The organism is Cellulomonas sp. NTE-D12 (assembly GCF_027923705.1).
Classification (GTDB): domain Bacteria; phylum Actinomycetota; class Actinomycetes; order Actinomycetales; family Cellulomonadaceae; genus Cellulomonas.
The window spans coordinates 1,101,748-1,124,756 of sequence record NZ_AP026442.1 but is presented as its reverse complement, the minus strand read 5'-3'; the positions used below and the strand labels follow the sequence as shown (position 1 = coordinate 1,124,756).

General features: G+C 73.4%; 24 protein-coding genes. 1 reads left to right on the top strand and 23 read right to left on the bottom strand.

Features of this window, described 5'->3' with window-relative positions:
• Positions 1-9: 9 nt before the first annotated feature.
• The 19 genes from QMF98_RS05165 to rpmE all read right to left on the bottom strand — a co-directional run bounded on the left by QMF98_RS05165 (position 10) and on the right by rpmE (position 15,768).
• Positions 10-318, bottom strand: coding sequence for an Rv1322 family protein (locus QMF98_RS05165; RefSeq protein ID WP_337974973.1), 309 nt, complete (start codon positions 316-318; stop codon positions 10-12).
• Between the two features lie 49 nt (positions 319-367).
• Complete coding sequence (locus QMF98_RS05160; RefSeq protein ID WP_337974972.1) at positions 368-1,816, bottom strand: GH1 family beta-glucosidase; 1,449 nt, start codon at positions 1,814-1,816, stop codon at positions 368-370.
• 110 nt (positions 1,817-1,926) lie between these two features.
• A complete protein-coding gene (locus QMF98_RS05155) occupies positions 1,927-2,829 on the bottom strand; it encodes an HAD family hydrolase (RefSeq protein WP_337974971.1) in 903 nt (300 codons plus the stop codon).
• Entirely contained in the window at positions 2,829-3,524 is a 696-nt protein-coding gene (nucS, locus tag QMF98_RS05150) for an endonuclease NucS (protein ID WP_337975550.1), read from the bottom strand. Before nucS ends, QMF98_RS05155 begins: the two co-directional genes overlap by 1 nt.
• 17 nt (positions 3,525-3,541) lie before the next feature.
• On the bottom strand, positions 3,542-3,982 hold the full coding sequence (locus QMF98_RS05145) for a DUF2550 family protein (RefSeq protein ID WP_337974970.1): 441 nt from the start codon (positions 3,980-3,982) through the stop codon (positions 3,542-3,544).
• 12 nt (positions 3,983-3,994) lie between these two features.
• A complete protein-coding gene (locus QMF98_RS05140) occupies positions 3,995-4,270 on the bottom strand; it encodes a F0F1 ATP synthase subunit epsilon (protein ID WP_263731623.1) in 276 nt (91 codons plus the stop codon).
• Between the two features lie 11 nt (positions 4,271-4,281).
• Positions 4,282-5,763, bottom strand: a complete 1,482-nt coding sequence (atpD, locus tag QMF98_RS05135) for a F0F1 ATP synthase subunit beta (RefSeq protein WP_291763062.1) — start codon at positions 5,761-5,763, stop codon at positions 4,282-4,284.
• A gap of 31 nt (positions 5,764-5,794) precedes the next feature.
• A complete protein-coding gene (locus QMF98_RS05130; RefSeq protein ID WP_291763064.1) occupies positions 5,795-6,694 on the bottom strand; it encodes a F0F1 ATP synthase subunit gamma in 900 nt (299 codons plus the stop codon).
• Between the two features lie 2 nt (positions 6,695-6,696).
• Positions 6,697-8,322 carry a F0F1 ATP synthase subunit alpha gene (atpA, locus tag QMF98_RS05125; RefSeq protein WP_291763065.1) on the bottom strand — a complete coding sequence of 542 codons (1,626 nt, stop codon included), beginning with the start codon at positions 8,320-8,322 and terminating at the stop codon, positions 6,697-6,699.
• Between the two features lie 78 nt (positions 8,323-8,400).
• On the bottom strand, positions 8,401-9,213 hold the full coding sequence (locus QMF98_RS05120) for a F0F1 ATP synthase subunit delta (RefSeq protein WP_337974969.1): 813 nt from the start codon (positions 9,211-9,213) through the stop codon (positions 8,401-8,403).
• Positions 9,213-9,806 (bottom strand): F0F1 ATP synthase subunit B, encoded by a 594-nt coding sequence (locus tag QMF98_RS05115; protein WP_291763069.1) that lies wholly within the window; start codon positions 9,804-9,806, stop codon positions 9,213-9,215. The genes QMF98_RS05120 and QMF98_RS05115 overlap by 1 nt, the downstream gene beginning before the upstream one ends.
• Complete coding sequence (gene atpE / locus QMF98_RS05110; protein ID WP_291763071.1) at positions 9,803-10,045, bottom strand: ATP synthase F0 subunit C; 243 nt, start codon at positions 10,043-10,045, stop codon at positions 9,803-9,805. The genes QMF98_RS05115 and atpE overlap by 4 nt, the downstream gene beginning before the upstream one ends.
• 92 nt (positions 10,046-10,137) lie before the next feature.
• Positions 10,138-11,112 (bottom strand): F0F1 ATP synthase subunit A, encoded by a 975-nt coding sequence (gene atpB, locus QMF98_RS05105; protein ID WP_348773396.1) that lies wholly within the window; start codon positions 11,110-11,112, stop codon positions 10,138-10,140.
• Positions 11,093-11,572, bottom strand: a complete 480-nt coding sequence (locus tag QMF98_RS05100) for a Cg1360 family ATP-synthase-associated protein (protein WP_337974968.1) — start codon at positions 11,570-11,572, stop codon at positions 11,093-11,095. Before QMF98_RS05100 ends, atpB begins: the two co-directional genes overlap by 20 nt.
• Positions 11,572-12,681 carry an MraY family glycosyltransferase gene (locus QMF98_RS05095; protein WP_337974967.1) on the bottom strand — a complete coding sequence of 370 codons (1,110 nt, stop codon included), beginning with the start codon at positions 12,679-12,681 and terminating at the stop codon, positions 11,572-11,574. The genes QMF98_RS05100 and QMF98_RS05095 overlap by 1 nt, the downstream gene beginning before the upstream one ends.
• Entirely contained in the window at positions 12,678-13,346 is a 669-nt protein-coding gene (locus tag QMF98_RS05090; protein WP_337974966.1) for an L-threonylcarbamoyladenylate synthase, read from the bottom strand. The genes QMF98_RS05095 and QMF98_RS05090 overlap by 4 nt, the downstream gene beginning before the upstream one ends.
• Entirely contained in the window at positions 13,343-14,326 is a 984-nt protein-coding gene (prmC, locus tag QMF98_RS05085) for a peptide chain release factor N(5)-glutamine methyltransferase (RefSeq protein WP_337974965.1), read from the bottom strand. Before prmC ends, QMF98_RS05090 begins: the two co-directional genes overlap by 4 nt.
• Positions 14,323-15,423, bottom strand: coding sequence for a peptide chain release factor 1 (gene prfA / locus QMF98_RS05080; protein WP_337974964.1), 1,101 nt, complete (start codon positions 15,421-15,423; stop codon positions 14,323-14,325). Before prfA ends, prmC begins: the two co-directional genes overlap by 4 nt.
• Positions 15,424-15,555: 132 nt before the next feature.
• A complete protein-coding gene (rpmE, locus tag QMF98_RS05075; protein ID WP_263731635.1) occupies positions 15,556-15,768 on the bottom strand; it encodes a 50S ribosomal protein L31 in 213 nt (70 codons plus the stop codon).
• Positions 15,769-15,939: 171 nt separating this feature from the next.
• Here rpmE and QMF98_RS05070 point away from each other — a divergent pair, with 171 nt between their 5' ends.
• Positions 15,940-17,109, top strand: a complete 1,170-nt coding sequence (locus QMF98_RS05070) for a glycosyltransferase family 4 protein (protein ID WP_337974963.1) — start codon at positions 15,940-15,942, stop codon at positions 17,107-17,109.
• A 45-nt stretch (positions 17,110-17,154) separates the two neighbouring features.
• Here the strand turns inward: QMF98_RS05070 and rho are convergent, their stop codons facing one another.
• From rho to QMF98_RS05050, 4 genes are all read right to left on the bottom strand, one after another.
• Positions 17,155-19,257, bottom strand: coding sequence for a transcription termination factor Rho (gene rho / locus QMF98_RS05065; protein ID WP_337974962.1), 2,103 nt, complete (start codon positions 19,255-19,257; stop codon positions 17,155-17,157).
• A gap of 334 nt (positions 19,258-19,591) precedes the next feature.
• A complete protein-coding gene (gene thrB / locus QMF98_RS05060) occupies positions 19,592-20,530 on the bottom strand; it encodes a homoserine kinase (protein WP_337974961.1) in 939 nt (312 codons plus the stop codon).
• A gap of 3 nt (positions 20,531-20,533) precedes the next feature.
• A complete protein-coding gene (thrC, locus tag QMF98_RS05055; protein WP_337974960.1) occupies positions 20,534-21,625 on the bottom strand; it encodes a threonine synthase in 1,092 nt (363 codons plus the stop codon).
• Positions 21,625-22,938: a homoserine dehydrogenase gene (locus QMF98_RS05050; protein WP_337974959.1), complete on the bottom strand. Its 1,314-nt coding sequence runs from the start codon at positions 22,936-22,938 to the stop codon at positions 21,625-21,627. Before QMF98_RS05050 ends, thrC begins: the two co-directional genes overlap by 1 nt.
• Positions 22,939-23,009: the final 71 nt, after the last annotated feature.

Sequence of the window (23,009 nt, the reverse complement as noted above, 5' to 3'; positions counted from 1 at the left end):
GCGGCGGCGTCAGGCGCGACGGCTGGGACGACGACGGCCTCGCGCGCGCCAGCACGCCGTGTGCCAGTGCCGACGACCTTCCACACCGTCACCGAGCAGGTCGTCCGTCCGCCACGCGACCACGTGGGGCGTCCCGGGCGCGACCACCTGGTCGCAGCCCGGGCACCGGTACTCCCGGGACGAGCCGGCGACCGACTGCACCGTCCACTCGCCGTCGGATGCGCTCTCGGCCGTCCGCCCGCCGGTGGCGCGCATCAGGTCCAGCTCCGGGTGGGCGGTCCCGTACGGCCGTCTCGACGATCGACGGCTGCTCGGCATGCGCCCATCCTGTCCGATGCCGGCGGTCGCTCGCCCACCGACCGGGCACTCAGAGCGTGGCGGCCACCTCCGCCGGCGGCACCGTGCCGGTGCGGACCAGCTCGGCGTACCAGCGTCCGGAGTCCTTGACCGTGCGCTCGAGCGTGTCGTAGTCGACGCGGACCACGCCGAAGCGGCGGTCGAACCCGTACGCCCACTCGAAGTTGTCCAGCAGCGACCAGACGAAGTAGCCGCGCACGTCGGCGCCGGCGTCCATCGCGGCACCCATCGCATCGATGTGGTCGTGCAGGTAGGCGACCCGGTCGGCGTCGTGCACGCGCCCGTCCGCCGAGACCTCGTCGGCGAACGCCGCACCGTTCTCCGTGATGGCCAGCGGCTGGTCCGGGAACCGGTCGCGCAGCTCCAGGAGCAGGTCGACGAGGCCCTGCGGCTCGATGTTCCAGCCCATCGCGGTGTAGGGGCCGGCCACCGGCAGCCACTCCACCTGGTCGGCGCCGACCCACGGGCTGTGCTCGGCAGCGCGGTGGCCGTCCGGACCTGGCTCACCCGGGGTGACGGCCGCGGGCGCACCGGCCCGCACCAGCCCGGTCGCGTAGTAGTTGACACCCAGCAGGGTCAGCGGGACCCGGATCAGCTCCAGGTCCCCGTCCTGCACGAAGGCCCAGTCGCTGATCGCGGCGGTGTCGGCGAACACCTGCTCCGGGTACGCACCGAGCAGCATCGGGCCGAGGAACACCTCGTTGGCGATCGTGTCGATGCGGTGCTTGGCCGCGACGTCAGCCGGATCGTCGGAGGCAGCGCGCGTGACGTGCAGGTTCAGCGTCACCGAGACCGGCGTGCCCTCACCGAGGACGGAGCGCACGGCGCGGGCCGCGAGACCGTGGCCGAGGTTGAGGTGGTGGACGGCGGCCAGCGCCTTGGCGTCGTCCGTCACCCCAGGGGCGTGGGCGCCGGACGCGTACCCGAGGAAGGCGGAGCACCACGGCTCGTTCAACGTGGTCCACAGCCGCACCCGGTCCCCGAGGACCTCGGCCATCCGGCGGGCGTAGTCGGCGAACCGGTAGGCGGTCTGACGGTTCGCCCAGCCGCCCTCGTCCTCCAGCGCCTGCGGCAGGTCCCAGTGGTACAGGGTCGCGACGGGCTGGATCCCCGCGTCGACCAGCCGGTCCACCAGGTCGGAGTAGAAGTCCAGACCCGCCTGGTTGAACTCGCCGGAACCGGTCGGCTGCACCCGTGACCACGCGATCGAGAACCGGTACGCCTGCAGGCCGAGCTCGCGCATGATCGCCACGTCCTGCGGCACGCGGTGGAAGTGGTCCACGGCGACGTCACCGGTGTCGCCGTTGAGCACCCGGCCCGGCGTGTGGCTGAAGGTGTCCCAGATCGACGGGCCGCGCCCACCCTCGTGCACGCCGCCCTCGATCTGGTACGAGGCCGTCGCGGACCCCCAGAGGAAGTCGGTGGGGAACTGCCGGCCGGACGGGCGCGTGGTCGCCATGGGAATCCTCGGTCGATCGCGGGAGGGGAAGGGCCGGTCGTCGGCGACCGGGGTCGAATCGATACGATACACCGCGCCGCGCGCGTTGCGGGAGCGCTTCCAACGGTCCATCAGGAGGTCGCGAGGCCCGGGAGGTCCCGCCCGCGACGAGCGCCGTGCGGCACCAGCGCGACGGCGGTGTCGAGCAGCACCGCGACGCCGTCGTCCGCGTTCGACGGCAGCACCGTGTCGACGCTGCGCAGGACGGTCGGATGGGCGTTCGCGACGGCGAACGAACGACCGGCCCACGCCAGCATCGGCAGGTCGTTCGGTGCGTCGCCCACCGCCCAGACGTCGCTCGCCTCGACCCCCTCCTCCGCCGCCCAGACGGCCAGCGTGCTGGCCTTGGTGACGGCCGACGGCGACACCTCCGCCAGACCGGTGGCGCCCGAGTGGGACACCACGCCCGCGTCCCCGACCGCCGTGGACAACGCCCCCACGAAGGCGTCCAGGTCGATCGACGGCGCCGCGCGGACGAGCACCTTGATCGTGCGACCGTCCAACGCCTGGGTGATGTCCGCGACCGACGGGCTGCCCTCGGGCACCGGGTGGCTCGAGCGGAACCCCACCTCCGCGGCGAACCCGGTGGTGCGTTCCAGCGCGAAGCTCACCGTCGGATCGGCACGGCGCACCCGGGCGACCACGTCGCGCACGACCTGGTCGTCGAACGTGTAGGCGTGCCGGACCGCCAACGTCGCCAGCTCGACGACAGCGGCTCCGTTGGCACAGATGGCCACCCCGCACCCGCCCAGCGCCGGGGCCAGGTCGCCGAGCCACCGCGGCGGCCGCGCCGTGACGGCGACCACCCGGACGCCGGCGCGGTCGCTGCGGGACAGGGCGTCCCGGGTCCTGGCCGACAGACCACCGTCGGGCCCGAGCAGCGTGCCGTCCAGATCGGTGGCGACCACCCGCGGCGCGCCCGTACCGGGCGGGACGACGTCCCCGCTCGGCGCGCTGCGGAGAGGTCCGGCCATCAGAACAGCCGCGAGCCCGCGTCGTCGACGCCACGCAGGGCGGCGTAGTCGAGCACGAGGCAGCCGATGCCGCGGTCGGTGGCGAGCACCCGCGCCTGAGGGCGGATCTCCTGCGCCGCGAACACGCCACGGACGGGCGCGAGGAGCGGGTCCCGGTTGAGCAGCTCGAGGTACCGCGTCAGCTGCTCGACGCCGTCGATGTCGCCGCGACGCTTGATCTCCACGGCGACGGTCCCGCCGGCCGGGTCGCGCGCCAGGATGTCCACCGGTCCGATCGCGGTCGGGTACTCGCGACGCACCAGCTGGTGGCCCGGCCCGAGCAGCGTGATCTGGTCCGCGAGCAGCTGCTGCAGGTGCGCCTCGACGCCGTCCTTCACCAGGCCCGGGTCCACACCGAGCTCGTGCACCGAGTCGTGGTGCACCTCGAACAGCTCCACGACCAGGCGGTCGTCGGACTTCGCGTGCTGGACGGTCCACACCTCCTGCACGCCGAGCGCCGCGCGCTCGTCGTCGGGCACCGAGACCGTCAGCGTGCACGGCGGGCTCATCCAGTTCAGGGGCTTGTACGACCCGCCGTCCGCATGCACCAGCACCGACCCGTCCGCCTTGACCACCAGCAGGCGGGTGGCCTGCGGCAGGTGCGCGTCGAGCCGTCCGCTGTACGTGGCCGTGCACGTGGCCACCACCAACCGCACCAGGACCTCCGGGGCTTCTAGATGACCGAGGCGGAGCGCGTCGGCGTCGCCTCGATCCACGACGTCAGCCCGGCGTACGCCTCGGGGGACATCTGCAGGTACACCTCGATCGGCGACGAGGTCTCGCCGGCGACGCGGCAGCGCAGCTCCACGATGCGCGTGTGCCCGTCCGGCGACGGGACCGTCGTCCGGGACAGCACCGCGATCCGCGGCCGGCTCCAGACGTGGCGCGCCCGGGGCACGATCGACGCGAGCCGCCACCAGTACAGGCGGCGCACGCCGTACTGCGCGATGCCACGCGCCCACGGCCCCTCCGGCCGGCGCGCGAGCGAGCAGGAGAACGAGCCGAGCCGGTGCGAGAGCGTCCGGGTCCGGGACAGCCAGAGACCGGACGCCAGCACGACGAGCAGCAGGAGGGCGGCCAGCGCCAGGAGCGTGTCCGCCTCCAGCCCGCCCATCCCTGCTCGCCCTCAGTTCCCGGCGGTGGTGGGCTCGGCGTTGTCGACGACGAGCGTCACCTGGTCCGAGTCGACGGACAGGAAGCCCCCGTCGACGTGCCACGCGAGCGCAGCGCCGCCACGCTCCTCGCGCACCCGCACCTCACCGGCGCGCAGCAGCGACAGCACGGGCGTGTGACCCGGCAGGATGCCGATCTCACCGTCCGCCGCCGGCGCGGTGACCTGGTGGGCCTGTCCGGACCACACCTTGCCCTCCGCGTCGACCAGGTCGACCTCGAGCTGTGCCACCGTGCCTCCCCTCAGACCCCGTAGTCCTTCTGGATCCGCGCCCAGTTCCGCTCGAGGTCCTCCAGCCCGCCGATGTTGAAGAAGGCCTGCTCGGCGATGTGGTCGAACTCGCCCTCGGCGATCTTCTTGAACGCCTCGACGGTCTCCGCCACCGGGACCGTCGAACCCGCCACGCCGGTGAACTTCTCCGCCATGTAGGTGTTCTGGGAGAGGAACTGCTGGATCCGCCGGGCACGCGCCACGACGGTCTTGTCCTCCTCGGACAGCTCGTCGACACCGAGGATCGCGATGATGTCCTGCAGCTCCTTGTTGCGCTGCAGGATCGACTTGACCTGCGTGGCCACCGCATAGTGCTCGTGGCCGACGTACCGCGGGTCGAGGATGCGGCTGGTCGAGGCCAGCGGGTCCACGGCGGGGTACAGGCCGCGGCTGGCGATCTCACGGGACAGCTCGGTGGTCGCGTCCAGGTGGGCGAACGTCGTGGCCGGCGCCGGGTCGGTGTAGTCGTCGGCCGGCACGTAGATCGCCTGCAGCGAGGTGATCGAGTGGCCGCGGGTCGAGGTGATCCGCTCCTGGAGCAGGCCCATCTCGTCGGCCAGGTTGGGCTGGTACCCCACGGCGGACGGCATGCGGCCGAGCAGCGTGGACACCTCGGACCCGGCCTGCGTGAACCGGAAGATGTTGTCGATGAACAGCAGCACGTCCTGACGCTGCACGTCGCGGAAGTACTCCGCCATCGTCAGGGCGGACAGGGCGACGCGCAGACGCGTGCCCGGCGGCTCGTCCATCTGGCCGAAGACGAGCGCGGTCTTGTCGAAGACCCCCGCCTCTTCCATCTCGACGATCAGGTCGTTGCCCTCACGGGTGCGCTCGCCGACCCCGGCGAACACCGAGACACCGCCGTGGTCCTGGGCGACGCGCTGGATCATCTCCTGGATCAGGACCGTCTTGCCCACGCCGGCGCCGCCGAAGAGGCCGATCTTGCCGCCCTGGACGTACGGGGTGAGCAGGTCGATGACCTTGATGCCGGTCTCGAACATCGTGGTCTTCGACTCGAGCTGGTCGAAGGCCGGCGGCCGCCGGTGGATCGGCCAGCGCTCGGTGATCTCGAGCTTCTCGCCGGGCTCGAGGTCGAGCACGTCCCCGGTCACGTTGAACACGTGGCCGAGGGTCACGTCGCCCACCGGGACCGAGATCGGCGCACCGGTGTCCGTCACCTCGGCGCCGCGGACCAGCCCGTCGGTGGGCTTGAGCGCGATGGCGCGCACCAGGGAGTCACCCAGGTGCTGGGCGACCTCGAGGGTGAGGCTGTGCGAGCTCTCGCCCTCCCCCTGGCGGGACAGGTCGATGCTCACGGTGAGGGCGTTGTACAGCTCGGGGATCTGGTCCGGCGGGAACTCGATGTCCACGACGGGGCCGATCACCCGCGCGACACGACCCACGCCGGAGCTGCCCGTGGGGGTCGCCGTCGCGTCGACGGTGGTGGCGGTCATGTGCTGCCTCGCTTCGGTGTGTTCGGGTGGCTCAGGAGGCCGACGCGAGCGCGTCGGCGCCCGAGACGATCTCGCTGATCTCCTGCGTGATCTCGGCCTGGCGAGCCTGGTTCGCCAGCCGCGTGTACATGCGGATGAGGTCCTCCGCGTTGTCGGTCGCCGTCTTCATCGCGCGCTGTCGCGCCGCCAGCTCGGACGCCGCCGCCTGCAGCAGGCTGGCGTAGATCCGGCTGCGCACGTACCGCGGCAGCAGCGCGTCGAGCACCACGTCGGGGCTCGGCTCGAACTCGTAGAGCGGCAGGGCCTCGGCCTCGCCTGGCTCGACGACGCCCTCGACCACCTCGAGCGGGAGCAGCCGCAGCACCCGCGGGCGCTGCGTGACCATGTTGACGAACTGGGTGTAGACGATGTGCACCTCGGCGACACCGCCTTCGTCTGCGGGAGCGCGGAAGGCACCGAGCAGCGTGCCGGCGATGTCGTCGGCGATCTCGACCGTCGGCGCGTCGGAGCTGCCGGTCCAGCTGCTGACGACCTCACGCTGCCGGAACGTGTAGAAGGACAGCGCCCGGCGGCCCGTGACGTACAGGGCCACCTCCTTGCCCTCGTCCGTCAGCCGGTTGATCAGCCGCTCCGCCTCGCGGATCACCGACGCCGAGTAGGCCCCGGCCATGCCGCGGTCCGAGGCGACGACGAGCACGGCGGCCCGGTTGGTGTCCGTCCGCTCGACGAGGAACGGGTGGGACTGGGTCGAGTGCGTGGCCACCGCCGAGACGGCCCGCGTGATGGCGCGCGAGTACGGCGTCGCCATGCTCACCCGGTCCCGGGCACGGCCGATCCGGGACGCCGCGATCAGCTCCTGCGCCCGGAACATCTTCTTCAGCGACTGCGTGGACCGGATGCGCTGCCGGTAGACCCGCTGCGAACCCGCCATCCTCAGGCCCGCTTCTGCCGGACGATCTGCTCCTGGTCCACCTGGACCGGCTCGTCCTCGTCGGACTTCACCAGCGGGCTGCCGTCGAAGAGCATGAAACCCTGCCGGAACTCGTCCACCGCGGCGGCCAGGGCCTGCTCGGTGGACTCCTCGAGCTTGCCGGTCGAGGCGATGGTGCTCAGCACCTCCGTCTTGCGCCGCAGGTGGTCCAGCAGCTCCGACTCGAAGCGCCGCACGTCCTCCAGCGGGACGTCGTCCAGCTTGCCCTTGGTGCCGGCCCAGATCGAGGCGACCTGGTCCTCAACCGGGTACGGGCTGTACTGGCCCTGCTTCAGCAGCTCCATCAGCCGCGCGCCACGGGTCAGCTGCGCCCGGCTGGCTGCGTCGAGGTCCGAGGCGAACATCGCGAACGCCTCGAGCGAGCGGTACTGCGCCAGGTCGAGCTTCAGCGTGCCGGACACCTGCTTCATCGCCTTGACCTGCGCGGCACCACCGACGCGGGACACGGAGATGCCGACGTCCACGGCGGGGCGCTGGTCGGCGTTGAAGAGGTCCGACTGCAGGAAGATCTGCCCGTCGGTGATGGAGATGACGTTGGTCGGGATGTACGCCGACACGTCGTTCGCCTTGGTCTCGATCACGGGCAGGCCCGTCATCGAACCGGCGCCGAGGTCGTCGGACAGCTTCGCGCAACGCTCGAGCAGGCGGGAGTGCAGGTAGAACACGTCGCCCGGGTAGGCCTCGCGGCCCGGCGGGCGGCGCAGCAGCAGGGAGACGGCACGGTAGGCCTCGGCCTGCTTGGACAGGTCGTCGAAGACGATGAGCACGTGCTTGCCCTGGTACATCCAGTGCTGGCCGATGGCCGAGCCGGTGTACGGGGCGAGGTACTTGAAGCCGGCCGGGTCGGAGGCGGGAGCCGCGACGATCGTCGTGTACTCCAGGGCACCGGCCTCCTCGAGCGCGCCGCGCACCGAGGCGATCGTCGAGCCCTTCTGGCCGATGGCGACGTAGATGCAGCGCACCTGCTGCTTCGGGTCACCGGTGGCCCAGGCCGACTTCTGGTTGATGATCGTGTCGATCGCGATGGCCGTCTTGCCGGTCTGGCGGTCACCGATGATCAGCTGACGCTGGCCACGGCCGATCGGGATCATCGAGTCGATGGCCTTCAGGCCGGTCTGCAGCGGCTCGTGCACGCTCTTGCGCTGCATGACGCCGGGCGCCTGCAGCTCCAGGGCGCGGCGCGTCTCCGTCTCCACGTCGCCGAGGCCGTCGATCGGCTTGCCGAGCGGGTCGACCACGCGACCGAGGTAGCCGTCTCCGACGGGCACGGACAGCACCTCGCCGGTGCGCCGCACCTCCTGGCCCTCCTCGATGCCGGCGAACTCGCCGAGCACGACGACGCCGATCTCGCGCACGTCGAGGTTCAGCGCCAGCCCGAGCGTGCCGTCCTCGAACCGCAGCAGCTCGTTCGCCATCGCCCCGGGCAGGCCCTCGACCTGCGCGATGCCGTCGGCGGTCAGCGTGACCCGTCCGACCTCCTCGGTCGCGGCCTGCTTCGGCTCGTACGACTTCACGAAGCTGTCCAGCGCGGCGCGGATCTCCTCCGGCCGGATCGTCAGCTCAGCCATGGTGTCTGTTCTCCTCGTGGGTCGCGCGCGTCGCGCGCGGGGTGCGTGGGCCCGGGACCGCCGGGCGGGGGCGAAGGGTCATCCGGCGAGCTGTCGGCGGGCGTCCGCCAGGCGGGCGAGCACGGTCGAGTCGATGACGTCCGGACCGGACTGGACGCGCAGGCCGCCGATCACGCGGGGGTCCACCACCACGTCGAGCTCGACCTGCCGTCCGAGGGCCGTCGCGAGCAGCCCGGCGAGCCGGGTGCGCTGGGCGTCCGACAGCGGGGCCGCGACCGTCACGGTCGCGACACGGTGGTGACGGCGCTCCGCGATGAGGTCGACGACGTCACCGAGCCAGGCGACGTACCGCCGACCGCGAGGGGCCGCGGCCGCACGGCGTGCGAGCAGCAGCGTCGTGGCGCTGACGTGCGACCCGAGCACGCGCTCGGCCAGGTCCGCACGGGCCTGGCCCGGCACCGCCGGGTCGAACAGGGCGCGCCGCAGGTCCCGCTGCCCCGACAGGGCACCGACCACGGCGAACAGCTCCTGCTCCACCTGCTCCAGCGTGCCGGCCGACTGCGCCGCCGCGAGCACGGCGGAGGTGCCGAGCCGCTGCGCGGCGTCGGCGAGGTCGGCGTCAGCCGACCACCGAGAGCGGGCCAGGTCCTGCGCGACCGCGACCGTGCGGGGGTCGGCGGCGGCGAGCAGCCGTGCCGCCAGGGCCGCCTTGGCATCCCCCGCGGCGGACGGGTCCGCCAGCACGCGGCGCAGCGACCCCGACGCGTCCAGCGCGTCGACCAGGGCGTACAGCTCCTGGCCGAGCACGGTCGCCTGCGACCCGGCCGCCTCGAGGACCGGCTCCCACCGGCCCTCGACCGCGTCCAGGGACGCCTGGCTCGTTCCCCGCATCAGGCCCCCTTGCCCTGGCCCGTCGCGACACCCGCGGCCTGGTCGGCCTCGAGGTCGTCGAGGAAGCGCTCCACGACACGGGACCGGCGGACCTCGTCGGCCAGGGACTCGCCGACGATCTTCTCCGCGAGCTGGGTGGCCAGCGCGCCGACGTCGGACCGGAGGGCCACCACGGCCTGCTGCCGCTCGGCCTCGACCTGGCGCTGCGCCGTCTCGAGGATGCGGGCGGCCTCCTCCTGCGCCTTGGTGCGCAGGTCGGCGACGATCTGGGCACCCTCGGTGCGCGCGTCCTCCCGGATGCGCGCCGCCTCGGCGCGGGCGTCGGCCAGGTGCTGCTGGTACTGGCCGAGGACGGCCGCGGCCTCCTCCTGGGCGGACTCCGCCTTGGCCAGACCGCCCTCGATCTTCTCGGCACGCTCGTCCAGCACCCGCTGGAACGCCGGCAGCACCCAGATGCGGAAGGGGACGGCGATGATGATGAGGACGACCAGCGACCACACGATGTCGAACGTGTGGGGGATCAGCAGGTTGACGCCGTCAGGCTCCTGCGTTGCGGCCGTCACGACGGCCGCGGCGAGCGCGGCCGTGCTCACTTGAAGAGGAACCCGGTGATCAGGCCGAGGAGGCCGAGCACCTCGACGAACCCGATGCCGATGAACATGGTGGTGCGCAGCTGGCCGGAGACCTCGGGCTGACGGGCCATGCCCTCGATCGTCTTGCCGATGAGGATGCCGAGGCCGATGCCGGGGCCGATCACCGCGAGGCCGTAGCCGAGCGTGGCGAGGTTGCCCGAGACGGTGTCCGCCGCCGCCAGGATGGTGCTGGTGTCCACGGTTGGTCGTTCCTTCCTGTGGGTGCCGCAGGTGGCGGCACCGGGTTGGCGGGGCCGAGGCCCCCGGGTGGTGCGTGTGCGTCAGTGCGTCGTCAGTGCTCCGCCTCGACCGACAGGCTGATGTAGACCGCCGTCAGCACGACGAAGATGTACGCCTGCAGCGCCGCGACGAAGACCTCGAAGGCCGTCAGCGCGAGGCTGGCCACCAGGGTCAGGGCGCCGAAGGCCTTGAGCGCCGGGGCCGCCTCGACGACGAAGTACTGGGTGGCGGCGAAGCAGAGCGCGAGCATCAGGTGCCCGGAGACCATGTTGGCCATCAACCGGATCGCCAGCGTCGCGGGCCGGATGACCAGGACCTGCAGCAGCTCGATCGGCGTCAGCAGGATGTACATGAACCACGGGACGCCCGGCGGGAACAGGCTCGACTTCACGAAGCCGCCCAAGCCCTGGGCCTTCACCCCCGCCGAGAGGTACGTCACGTACGCCCAGACCGCCAGCAGCACCGGCAGGCCGATCAGCGACGTGCCGGCGATGTTCAGGCCCGGGATGGCGCCGGTGATGTTGAAGGCGAGGATGCCGAAGAAGACGGTCGTCAGCATCGCCGCGTAGCGCTTGCCGCGCTCGGTGCCGAGGATCTCGTTGACGACGTTGACCCGGACGAAGTCGAGGACCATCTCGACCGCCGCCTGCGTGCGCCCCGGCACCAGCCGGGCGCGGCGGGCGACCACCACCATGAAGGTGACGAGCACCACTGCGGCGACGAGCCGCACGAGCATGATCCGGTTGAACTCCAGCCAGGTGCCCTGGAACAGCACGGGCGCCGGGAAGAAGTCCGCGATCGAGGGCGGCTCGAAGCCGCCGGTCCCGCTCTGATCGGCGGCGAACGGCAGCAGGGTCGCGAGGCTGGTCAGAGCAAGCTCCTGGTGGTCGTGAGGTCGAACGGGCGCCTTCCGCAGCGGTGCGGGCAGGCCATCGGCACCCCGGCCGTCATGGATGTTGGCAAGCCTAACCCATGGCCGAAGGTCCGTTGCGCACGGTTCAGGAGGGTCACCGACGGCCCCCGTCACCCGGTTCGACGTACGGTACCCGCCCCGTCGAGACCGCCCGGTAGTCGAGCAGCGCGGAGCCGATCGCGCCGAGCGCGAGCACGCCGGCGAGCACGGGCGCCGAGTAGAAGTCCAGACCGCGCAGCAGCGCGAGGGCGACGATGACGACGAGCACCTTGGCCAACCAGGTGCCCATCACCACCCCGGCCATCACCTGCGGCGCCGAGCGCGTGGTGCGCAGCATGGCGACGACCGTGGTGCCGGAGAACACGGCAGCGAGCCCCACGCCGATCAGCGCGCCCCAGACGCCCGGCAGGCCGGAGACGAGGGCTCCGACAAGCACACCCAGCACGGTGAGGGCGACGAGGAGCAGCACGGTGTCGCGCAGCGCGCGACGGAAGACCGCGTCAGCGGCCGTCGGCTCCGCGGGCGGAGCCGCACGGCCCGGGTCCGGCAGCGCGCCGTCGTCAGGTGCGGTCATCAGGGTGCCTCCGGGTGGGGGGTCGACCGGCCGCGCAGCGGGCCGAGGGTGAGGGCGACGGCGGCGAGCACGGCGACGCCGACGCCGATCAGGACGGTCGTCGTCGACCAGCGCACCAGGGCGGCGGCGCCGAACGCGAAGACACCGGTCCAGAGGTACATGATCGCGACCGCACGCCGGTGCGAGTGCCCGAGCGCGAGCAGCCGGTGGTGCAGGTGCCGGCGGTCCGGGTGGAACGGCGACTTGCCGGCGCCGACCCGGCGGACCACGGCCAGCGCCATGTCCAGCAGCGGGAGCACGAGCACCGCGAGCGGCAGCAGCATCGGCAGGTAGGCCGGGAAGGACGCGCGCTGCGAGACGGACTGCGGGTCGATCTGCCCGGTGACGATGATCGCCGCAGCCGCCATGACGAAGCCGAGCAGCATCGAGCCGGAGTCGCCCATGAAGATCCGGGCCGGGTACAGGTTGTGCGGGAGGAAGCCGGCGCACATGCCGACCAGGACGGCGAGGACGAGGGTCGCCAGGCTCGCGTAGTCGCCGGGGTTGGAGCCCATCGTCAGCAGGTAGCTGTAGAGCAGGAAGGCGCTGCCGCCGATCGCCAGCACACCCGCGGCCAGCCCGTCGAGGCCGTCGACGAAGTTCACCGCGTTCATCGCGACCACCACCGACAGCACGGTGACGAAGATCGAGATGCGGGTGGACCACGCCGTGACCCCGAACAGGGGCATCTGGTAGAGCAGCACGCCCTGCCACGCCATGAAGCCGGCCGCCAGCACCTGGCCCATCAGCTTCGTCAGCCAGTCGAGGTCCCACACGTCGTCGGCCGCCCCGAGCAGCACCACGACCGTCGCGCCGCCCACGATCCCGATCAGCGGCCGAGGGTTGGCGTACACCGAAGCGAGGAACGGCAGCCGGCTGGCGACCAGGACGGCCACCAGCAGGCCGAGGTACATCGCCGTGCCGCCCAGCCGAGGCGTGGGGACGGCGTGCACGTCCCGGTCCCGCACCGCGGTGATCGCGTGCCAGCGCAGCGCGAGCCACCGGGACAGCGGCGTCATCAGGTACGTCACTGCCGCCGTCAGCACGAGGACGAGCAGGTAGACCCTCACCGGGCGGGGTCCTCCCGCGCGGGCTCGTCGACGTCCGCGACCTCGCGCAGCTGCTCGAGGCTGATCGAGCCGAGCCGGACGACCCGGAGGCGGTCCCCCGTCGCGTCCACGATGGTGGAGGGCACGGGACCCGGCGTCGGGCCACCGTCGAGGAACACCGGCACGGAGTCCCCGAGCTGCTCGGCGGCCTCCTGCGCCGTCACCGCCGACGGCTGCCCGGTCAGGTTGGCGCTCGAGACGGCGAGCGGGCCCGTGCGCCGCAGCAGCGCGAGCGCCAGCGCGTGGTCCGGCACGCGCAGCGCGACGGTTCCGTGGGTCTCCCCCAGGTCCCACGCGAGCGACGGCTGGGCGTGCACGATGATCGTCAGCGCGCCGGGCCAGAAGGCTTCCGCCAGCGCCCGGGCCGCCTCCGGCACGTCCCGGGCGAGACCGTCCAGCGTGCGCACGTCCGGCATGAGGACCGGCGGCGGCATCTGCCGGCCCCGGCCCTTGGCGTCCAGCAGGGCCTGCACGGCGGCCGGGGCGAACGCGTCCGCCCCCACGCCGTACACCGTGTCCGTCGGCAGCACCACGAGACCGCCGCGGGCCAGCGCGTTGACTGCCTCGTCGAGGGCCGGGCCCCACGCCGCCGGGTCTGTCGCGTCCAGGATCTGCTCGCCGGTCACGGCCGCGAGTCTCCCACGTCGTGCCCCTGCCGCTCGTCGGCTTCCGCCACGCCGGACGGCTCCGGAGCACCGGTGCGGCGCGCGACGAGCATCCGCGGGCGCCCCGTCAGGTCGGGCTGCGTCACGACGTCCCGGTACAGCCCCGTCGCGGTCGCCGCCTGCCGCGCGGACGCCGCCTGGACCTCGGCGTGCTCCATCACCAGCAGACCGCCGGGCACCAACAGCCGGCCGCCCGCGCGCAGCACGGCGCGCGGCACGTCGAGGCCGTCGACCCCGCCGCCGTACAGGGCCAGGTCCGGATCGTGGTCGCGCACCTCCGGGTCCACGGGCTCGGCGTCCGGTGGGATGTACGGCGGGTTGGCCACCAGAACGTGCACGCGGCCGGCCAGCCCGGGCAGCAGCGCAGGGTCCGCCACGTCGCCCTGCAGCGCCACCAGGTGCTCGGCACCGGCCACGGCGCCGTTGCGGGTGGTCAGTGCGACGGCCTGCGCGGAGAGGTCGACGGCGGTCACCCGGGCGGTCGGCACCTCGGTGGCCACCGCGACGGCGATCGCGCCGGACCCGCAGCACAGGTCGACGACGACCGGCTCCGTCCCGCCGGCTGCCACCCGGGCGGCCTCCTCGACCGCGACGCCGGCGACCACCTCCGTCTCCGGGCGCGGCACGAACACCCCGGGCTCCACCGCGAGCGTCAGGTACCGGAACCCGGTGCTGCCGACCAGGTGCTGCAGCGGCTCCCGCCGCCTGCGACGCTCCACCAGCTCGGCGAACCGCGACGCGAAGTCGGCCGGCAGCTCGGGCGGCAGGACGAGGTCGACGCGGTCGTGGCCGAGCACGTGCGCGGCGAGCGCGAGCGCGTCGTGCCGCGGGGAGGCGACGCCGGCCTCGAGCAGCAGCCGCGTCGCGGCGTCGACGAAGGGACGCAGCCCGGCGGCGCGGCCCGCATCGGCTGCCCCGGCCGGACCGCCGTCGCGCGTCATGAGGTGGCGGCCGCGAGCCGGGCCGCCTCGTCCGCGTCGATCGCCGACTGCACCACGGGCCCCAGGTCGCCGTCGAGCACCGCGTCGAGGTTGTACGCCTTGTAGCCCGTGCGGTGGTCGGCGATCCGGTTCTCGGGGAAGTTGTAGGTGCGGATGCGTTCCGACCGGTCGACCGTCCGGACCTGGGAACGCCGGGCCTCCTGCGCGGCCGCTGCGACCTCCTCCTGACGGGCCGCGAGCAGCCGCGCGCGCAGCACGCGCATCCCCTGCTCGCGGTTCTGCAGCTGCGACTTCTCGTTCTGCATCGAGACGACGATGCCCGTGGGCAGGTGCGTGATGCGCACCGCCGAGTCGGTGGTGTTCACCGACTGCCCGCCGGGACCGGAGGACCGGAACACGTCGATGCGCAGGTCGCCGGGGTCGATGTCCACCTCGGAGTCGTCGTCGGCCTCCGGCAGCACCAGGACGCCCGCCGCCGACGTGTGGATGCGGCCCTGCGACTCCGTCACCGGCACCCGCTGCACGCGGTGCACGCCGCCCTCGTACTTCAGGTGCGCCCAGACGCCGTCCTCCGGCGCGACGGTGCCGCGCGCCTTCACGGCGAGGTGCACGTCCTTGTAGCCGCCGAGGCCGGACTCGGTCGCGTCGAGCACCTGCGTCGCCCACCCCTGCCGCTCCGCGTACCGGGAGTACATCCGCAGCAGGTCGGCGGCGAACAGCGCCGACTCCTCGCCGCCCTCTCCCGCCTTGATCTCCAGGATGACGTCGCGTGCGTCGTCCGGGTCCCGCGGCACGAGCACCCGCCGGAGCCGCTCGGCGGCCTCGTCGGCCGCGGTCTGCAGCGCCGGGAGCTCCGCCGCGAGCTCCGCGGCCTCGCCGCCCTCGGCGAGCTCCACCAGCTCGGCGGCTGCGCGCGCGTCGTCGTCGGCCGCCCGCCACGTTCGGTAGGCGCCGACCACCCGACCCAGCTCGGCGTACCGGCGACCGAGCCGACGTGCCTCCGCCGGGTCGCCGTGCACCGCCGGATCGGCCAGCCGCGCCTCGATGGCCGCGTGCTCGTCGAGCACCGGCTGCAGGGCGTCGAACGACGCGCTCATGCGTGACCTCCCGGTCGACCGTTCACGCGGGGTCGCGGCGCACGACCCCGGACAGCACGACAGCGCCGGCGCCCGGGGCGGACGGCCCCGGGAGGGGCGGGTCCGCGCCGAGGCGCCGGCGCTGTCGAGGTGCTAGCCCTGCTTCTTGCCGTAGCGGGCCTCGAACCGGGCCACACGGCCACCGGTGTCGAGGATCTTCTGCTTGCCCGTGTAGAACGGGTGGCAGGCGCTGCAGACGTCGGCGTGGATCTCACCCTTGGTCACGGTGGACCGGGTGACGAAGGTGTTGCCGCACGTGCACGTCACCGTGGTGGGCACGTACTGCGGGTGGATACCAGACTTCACGGGGATCTCCTGTTCGGGGACGTCTCCGGGTCCGGACGCAGGTGCTGCGCCGGTGAACCGGCAGACCGACAGACAATCATGCCAGAACCACGGACCGGCCCGAAATCATCCCGGCGGACCGGCCGTCGGCCGCCGGCGACCCCGCCTCCGTCCCCCACCTATCCTGGGCGGATGTCCGCCTCGCCCCCCTCCGACGAGGTGCGGCCGCTGACCATCGGTCTGCTGCTGGACGACGGGCTCGACCGTCCGGACGGTGTGCAGCAGTACGTGCTGGCGCTCGCCCGGAACCTGACGGCCCGGGGGCACACCGTGCACCTGGTCGCCTCCACCACCCGCCGCACGGACCTGGAGAACCTCCACGTCCTGGGCCGTCACCTCGGCGTGCGCGTCAACGGCAACGTGGTGCGGACGCCCCTGCCGGCTTCGGCCGCCTCGGTGCGCCGACTGCTCGCGCAGGTGCCGTTCGACGTGCTGCACGTGCAGCTGCCGCACTCACCCCTGCTCACCGGGCGGGTGGTGCGCCGGGCGGCTGCCGACGTCGCCGTGGTCGGGACCTTCCTGATCCTGCCGGACTCCCCCCGCGTGGCCCTGGCCACCCGGGCGCTCGGGCTGGCCGAGCGGCGCACGCTGCGGCGGTTCCACGAGGTCATCGCCCTGTCCGAGCCGGCCGGGGAGTTCGCGCAGCGCGCCTTCGGCGTGACGTCGACCGCGATCGGCATGCCGCTGGACCTGTCGGCGTTCCCGGCCCGACCGGTGCAGCCCACCGCCGGCCGGACCACCCAGATCGTGTTCCTCGGCCGGCTCGTGGAGCGCAAGGGGCCCCGGGAGCTGGTCGCGGCGCTGGTGCTGATGGAGCGCGAGCGCATGACGAGCCGGCCGTGGACCCTGACCCTGGCCGGTGGGGGGCCGCTGGTCGACGAGCTGCACCGTGCGGTGCGCACCGGAGGTCTGACGGAGCGGGTGCGCATGCCGGGGTTCGTGGCGGAGGAGGAGAAGGCGCACCTGCTGGCCGGCGCCGGGCTCGTCGTCCTGCCCTCGACGGGCGGCGAGAGCTTCGGCATCTCGGTGGTCGAGGCGCTGGCCTGCGCCGGCGGCCCGGTGCTGGCGGGTGACAACGCCGGGTACCGCACCACGATGGCGGGCGTCGAGGAGCAGCTGGTGGACGCGCGGGACGTGCGCGCGCTCGCCCGCGCCCTGGCACGCTGGGTCGACGCGGACGACGAGGAGCGCGCCGCCGCCGTCAGCCGTCAGCGCGCGGCCGTGCACCGGTTCGACGCCGACCTGGTCATGGACCAGGTCGAGGCGGTGTACCGCCGGGCGGTGCGGGCGGCCGGGCGCTGACGCGGTGGCCGCCCGCACCGGTGGTCCGGTGCGGGCGGGACGGCGTCAGACGGTGCGGCCGATGGTGTCCTCGAGGATCGAGGGGCCACCGGGGGTCGTCTTCTGCACCTGCAGCAGGAACTCCACGTTCGACTTCGTCTCCCGCAGCTTGCCGAGCAGCAGCTCGATCGCCTGCTGCTGGTCGAGCGCACCGAGCACCCGGCGCAGCTTGTAGACGATCTTCAGCTCGTCGGTGGACATGAGGATCTCCTCGCGGCGGGTGCCGGACGCGTTGACGTCCACCGCCGGGAAGATCCGCTTGTCCGCCAGCGACCGGGACAGCCGCAGCTCCATGTTCCCGGTGCCCTTGAACTCCTCGAAGATGATGTCGTCCATCTTCGAGCCCGTCTCCACGAGCGCGGACGCGACGATCGTCAGCGAGCCGCCGTTCTCGATGTTGCGCGCGGCGCCGAAGAACTTCTTCGGCGGGTAGAGCGCCGCGGCGTCGACACCGCCGGACAGGATGCGCCCGGAGGCCGGCGCCGCGAGGTTGTACGCGCGGGACAGCCGGGTGATCGAGTCGAGCAGCACCACGACGTCCTGGCCCAGCTCGACCAGGCGCTTGGCCCGCTCGATCGCCAGCTCGGCGACGATCGTGTGGTCCGACGCGGGCCGGTCGAAGGTGGAGGCGATCACCTCGCCCTTCACCGTCCGCTCCATGTCGGTGACCTCCTCAGGGCGCTCGTCGACGAGCACGACCATGAGGTGGACCTCGGGGTTGTTCGCGGTGATCGAGTTGGCGATCTGCTGCATGATGATCGTCTTTCCCGCCTTGGGCGGCGCGACGATGAGGCCGCGCTGGCCCTTGCCGATGGGCGCGACGATGTCGATCACGCGGGGCGTCAGCCGGGTCGGCTCCGTCTCCAGGCGCAGGCGCTCCTGCGGGTACAGCGGCGTCAGCTTGCCGAACTCGGGCCGCTGACGGGCCTGCTCCGGCGTCAGGCCGTTGACGGTGTCGAGCCGCACCAGCGCGTTGAACTTGTTCGGCCGGTTGCCCGCCGGCGGCAACTCGCCCTCATGGGGCTGACGGACGGCACCGGTGATCGCGTCACCGCGGCGCAGCCCGGCCTTCTTCACCTGGCCGAGGCTGACGTACACGTCGTGGGGGCCCGGCAGGTAGCCGCTGGTCCGCACGAAGGCGTACGACTCGAGCACGTCGAGGATGCCCGCGACGGGCAGCAGCACGTCGTCCTCGGACAGCTCGACCTCGTTGTCCAGGCCGAGCAGGTCCGGACCGTTGGGGCCCCGGCCCCGGCCGCGCTTGCGGTCCCGGTCGCGGTAGCGGTCCCGGGACCGACGACGACGGCCGTTGCCCTCGCCCTCGTCGCCGGCGTCGGTGCGCTCGCCCTGCCCCACCGGGCCCTGGGTGCGCTCGGTGCGCTGCTGACGGTCGCCGCGGACGAAGCCCTCGCGCTCGTAGCGGAGGCGGTCCTGAGCCGGCCGCTCGCCGCCCTGACGCTCCTGGTCGAGGCGGTCCGGACCCTCGGCTCCCGTCTCGCCCGTGACCTCCGCGGCGCGGGGCTGCGCGCGGTCCGCCTCGTCGGCACGGACGGGCGCACCGGCACCGCGACCGGCGCGGCGGCTGCGGCGCTCGGCGTTGACGCCGACCACGGCCTCGGCCGCACGGGCCGCCCGGTCCTCGCGGTCGTCCTGGTGCGCCGTCGTCCGGGCGTCGAGCGCTGCCTCGAGGCCCGCGAGGGCGTCCTGCGCGCCACGGACGGGGCGCGCCTCGTCGTCTCCGGAACCGAGGGGTGCGCGCACGGGCCGCGCCGCGCGCCGGGGCGGCCGCTCCGCCCGCTCGGTCGTCCGGACCGCGGGCTCGTCCGCGCGCTCGGGCAACGCGAGCGCTGCCGTGGTCTGGGGTGCGACGGCCGGCTCGGCGGCCACCCGCCGTACCTCCCGCGGGCGGCTCTCCTGCGATGCCGGGCCCGCCGTGCCGCGTGCGGCGCCGATCGCCTGCACCAGCTCGCCCTTGCGCATCTTGGAGGTGCCCTTCACGCCGAGCTGGGCCGCCATGGCCTGCAGCTCGGGGAGCCGGAGGGCGGACAGCCCCCCGGAACGGGCAGTACCGCCGGAACTCGTCACGGCGGTGTCGATGGTGTCTGTCACGAAGGACCCTTCCCCCTCGTCGGGCCTCCCGACGCTCGTCGGGCCGGCCGTCGCCCGGTCCGGGACCGGGCGGTGGTGGAGCCGCACGGAAGACGTTCGACGACGTCAGCTCACGTGGGCGGGGCGTTCCCGTTCGTCGACTCGTGCCGAACGTGTGCGGGGTGCTGGTGCACCGGTCCAGGCGGTCCCGACCGTGCCGGGGCCGCGAAACCGTCGCTCCTGCGATGAGGACGAGGTCCGGGGAACGGCACGATGCTAGCACCGGCGGAGGTCCCGACCGCCGCGCGTCGCTCGGCGTGGACAGCCGCGTCGGTGCTGGCAGCGGCCACGCCGGTCAGTGGAGCGGGGACCGCTCGGCGACGGCCCCGCGCGGGTCCACCGGCAGCGGCAGCACCCGCCAGCCGGCCATCACGCCGCCGAACGCCGCCGCGATCGCCGCGTCGGCATCGGTACCGCCGTCCGCCGTGCGGCGCGCCAGCACCAGCACCGTGGGACCCGCGCCGGACACCACGGCGGCGATCCCCTGCCGCCGCAGCGCCCCGACCAGCGCCAGCGAGTCCGGCATCACGGCGCGTCGGTACTCCTGGTGCAGCCGGTCCTCGGTGGCGGGCAGCAGGAGGTCCGGCCGACGGCCGAGCGCCTCGACCAGGAGCGCGGCACGGCCGGCCTCGAAGGCGGCGTCGCCGTGCGGCACCTGAGCGGGCAGCACGCTGCGTGCGGTCCGCGTCGACAGGTGCTGCGGCGGCACCACGGCCACGGGCAGCACGTCGGGATGCACGGGCAGCCGGGCGGCGCGCACCCCCGAGTCGTCGGACCACGCGACGGTCGCACCCCCGAGCAGTGCGGGGGCGGCGTTGTCCGGGTGTCCCTCCATCTGCGTCGCCAGGTCGAGGCAGACGTCGTCGTCCAGCGCCTCGGGGTCGCTGATCAGGTTTCGCGCGGCCAGGATGCCGGCGACGACGGCCGCCGCGGACGACCCCAGGCCCCGCCCGTGCGGGATGCGGTTGTGGCACACCAGGTGCAGGCCCACCTGTGAGGCGCCGACGTGGTCCAGCGCCAGACGGACCGCCCGGACCACCAGGTGCTTCTCGTCGTCCGGCACCTGCCCGGCGCCCTCCCCGGAGACCTCGACCGTGGCGCCCGGCGAGCCGACGGCGCGCACCTCCAGCTCGTCGTGCAGGGACAGCGCGACGCCGAGCGCATCGAAGCCGGGACCGAGGTTCGCGCTCGTGGCGGGCACGCGGACGTGCACCCGGTCGGCGGCCAGACGCATCGCTCAGTCCAGGCCGAGGGCGTCGGCGATGGACACGACGTCCGCCGACACGCGAACGGGCTGCACGTCACCGCCGTCGGCCGTGCGCAGCGCCCACTGCGGGTCCTTCAGGCCGTGCCCGGTCACCGTGACGGTGATCCGCAGGCCGGCCGGGATGCGACCCGCCTCCGACAGCGCCAGCAGGCCGGCGACGCCGGTGGCCGACGCGGGCTCGACGAACACGCCCTCCTGCGCGGACAGGAACCGGTGCGCGGCCAGGATCTGCTCGTCGGTCACCGACTCGATGAGGCCGCCGGAGGTGTCCCGCGCGTCCTCGGCCTGCGCCCACGACGCGGGGTTGCCGATGCGGATGGCCGTGGCGATCGTCTCCGGGGCGTCCACCGGGTGGCCCAGCACGATCGGTGCGGCGCCGGCCGCCTGGAAGCCCCACATCGCCGGGGTGCGGCTCGCGACGGCCGGGAGACCCGACCCGCCGTCGAGGCCCGCGTACTCGCGGTAGCCCTTCCAGTACGCGGTGATGTTGCCGGCGTTGCCGACGGGCAGCACGTGCACGTCCGGGGCGTCGCCGAGCGAGTCGACGATCTCGAAGGCCGCCGTCTTCTGGCCCTCGATGCGGTCGGGGTTGACCGAGTTCACCAGCTCGACCGGGTACGCCTCGGCGAGCTTGCGGGCCGCGACCAGGCAGTCGTCGAAGTTGCCGTCCACCTGCAGCAACCGGGCGCCGTGCGCCACCGCCTGGCTCAGCTTGCCCATCGCGATCTTGCCGTCCGGCACCAGCACGGCGCAGACCATGCCCGCGCGCGCGGCGTAGGCCGCGGCCGAGGCCGAGGTGTTGCCGGTGGATGCACAGACGACGGCCTTGGCACCGCGTCCGGCCGCGGCCGAGATCGCGGTGGTCATACCGCGGTCCTTGAAGGAGCCGGTCGGGTTCATGCCCTCGACCTTGAGGTGCACCTCCGCACCGATCCGGGCGGACAGCACGGGGGCCGGCACCAGCGGCGTACCGCCCTCGGCGAGGGTGACCACCTTCTGCTGGACGTGGGCGGGGAGGCGGTCGGCGTACTCGGCGATCACGCCGCGCCACTGGTGGGCCATCAGGCTCCCTCGACTCGCAGGACGGACAGCACGGCTCGCACCACGGCGAGCTCGGCGATGGCGGCGACGGTGGCGCGGAGGTTCGCCTCGGACGCGATGTGCGTGGTGATCACCAGGTGCGCGGCATCGCCGGCGGCGGGCGACTGGCGTACCGCCTCGATGGACACCTCGTGCTCGGCGAGCAGGGCGGCCACCTGGGCCAGCACACCCGGACGGTCCTCCACGTCCAGGCGCACCTGGTACCGGGCGCGGCCCGCACCGGCGGGCAGCACCGGGAGGTCCGCGTAGGACGACTCCACCGGACCCTTGCCACCGAGCACGCGGTGCCGCGCCACCGAGACGACGTCGCCGAGCACCGCGGAGGCGGTCGGGGCGCCGCCGGCACCACGGCCGAGGAACATCAGCTCCCCGGCGGCGTCGGACTCGACGAACACGGCGTTGAACGAGCCGCCGACCTTGGCCAGCGGATGCCCCTCCGGCACCAGCGACGGGTGCACCTGCACCAGGACGCCGTCCCGGCCGGTCTCCTCGTCGTGCACCCGCTCAGCGATGGCGAGCAGCTTGAGCACGTGGCCGGTGCGCGCCGCCCACGCCACGTCGTCCGCGGTCAGGGCCGTGATGCCCTCCCGGCCGACGTCGTCCAGCGAGACCCGGGTGTGGAACGCGAGCGAGGCGAGGATGGCGGCCTTCGCCGCCGCGTCGTACCCCTCGACGTCCGCCGTCGGGTCCGCCTCGGCGTAGCCGAGCGCCTGCGCCTCCTTGACCGCCATGTCGAGGTCGAGACCTTCGGCGGCCATCCGGTCGAGCACGTAGTTGGTGGTGCCGTTGACGATGCCGAGCACGCGCCGCACATCGTCGCCCGCGAGGGACTCGCGCACCGCGCGCACCACCGGGACGGCGCCCGCGACGGCCGCCTCGAAGTACAGGTCGACACCGGCCGCCTCCGCCGCCGCGTAGAGCGTCGGACCGTCCTGCGCGAGCAGCGCCTTGTTCGCGGTCACCACCGCGGCACCGTGGGAGATCGCCTCGAGAATCAGGCTGCGGGCGGGCTCGATGCCGCCCATCAGCTCGACCACCACGTCCGCCCGGCGGACCAGGGACTGCGCGTCGGTGGTGAGGAGGTCGGGGTCCACGACGGGGTCACGCTCGGCGTCGAGGTTGCGGACGGCGACCCCGACGATCGTCAGCGGCGCCCCGATGCGCGCGGCCAGGTCGTCGGCCTGCTCGGTGAGCAGCCGGACCACCTGGGTGCCGACCACGCCGCAGCCGAGGACGGCCACGCGCAACGGTCCGGAGGTGGGCGCAGCGCTCACGGGTACCTCTCCTCGTGGGGGTGTCGGCGCATACGATACGGGCCGCCGTCGCGCGGGTGTCCGGGCCGATC

Excerpts from the sequence above, each read along its gene's own strand:
- QMF98_RS05165 (WP_337974973.1), bottom strand. The coding sequence starts at position 318 with ATGCCGAGCAGCCGTCGATCGTCGAGACGGCCGTACGGGACCGCCCAC.
- QMF98_RS05160 (WP_337974972.1), bottom strand. The coding sequence starts at position 1,816 with ATGGCGACCACGCGCCCGTCCGGCCGGCAGTTCCCCACCGACTTCCTC.
- QMF98_RS05155 (WP_337974971.1), bottom strand. The coding sequence starts at position 2,829 with ATGGCCGGACCTCTCCGCAGCGCGCCGAGCGGGGACGTCGTCCCGCCC.
- QMF98_RS05145 (WP_337974970.1), bottom strand. The coding sequence starts at position 3,982 with ATGGGCGGGCTGGAGGCGGACACGCTCCTGGCGCTGGCCGCCCTCCTG.
- atpD (WP_291763062.1), bottom strand. The coding sequence starts at position 5,763 with ATGACCGCCACCACCGTCGACGCGACGGCGACCCCCACGGGCAGCTCC.
- QMF98_RS05130 (WP_291763064.1), bottom strand. The coding sequence starts at position 6,694 with ATGGCGGGTTCGCAGCGGGTCTACCGGCAGCGCATCCGGTCCACGCAG.
- atpA (WP_291763065.1), bottom strand. The coding sequence starts at position 8,322 with ATGGCTGAGCTGACGATCCGGCCGGAGGAGATCCGCGCCGCGCTGGAC.
- QMF98_RS05120 (WP_337974969.1), bottom strand. The coding sequence starts at position 9,213 with ATGCGGGGAACGAGCCAGGCGTCCCTGGACGCGGTCGAGGGCCGGTGG.
- QMF98_RS05100 (WP_337974968.1), bottom strand. The coding sequence starts at position 11,572 with ATGACCGCACCTGACGACGGCGCGCTGCCGGACCCGGGCCGTGCGGCT.
- prmC (WP_337974965.1), bottom strand. The coding sequence starts at position 14,326 with ATGACGCGCGACGGCGGTCCGGCCGGGGCAGCCGATGCGGGCCGCGCC.
- prfA (WP_337974964.1), bottom strand. The coding sequence starts at position 15,423 with ATGAGCGCGTCGTTCGACGCCCTGCAGCCGGTGCTCGACGAGCACGCG.
- QMF98_RS05070 (WP_337974963.1), top strand. The coding sequence starts at position 15,940 with ATGTCCGCCTCGCCCCCCTCCGACGAGGTGCGGCCGCTGACCATCGGT.
- thrB (WP_337974961.1), bottom strand. The coding sequence starts at position 20,530 with ATGCGTCTGGCCGCCGACCGGGTGCACGTCCGCGTGCCCGCCACGAGC.
- thrC (WP_337974960.1), bottom strand. The coding sequence starts at position 21,625 with ATGGCCCACCAGTGGCGCGGCGTGATCGCCGAGTACGCCGACCGCCTC.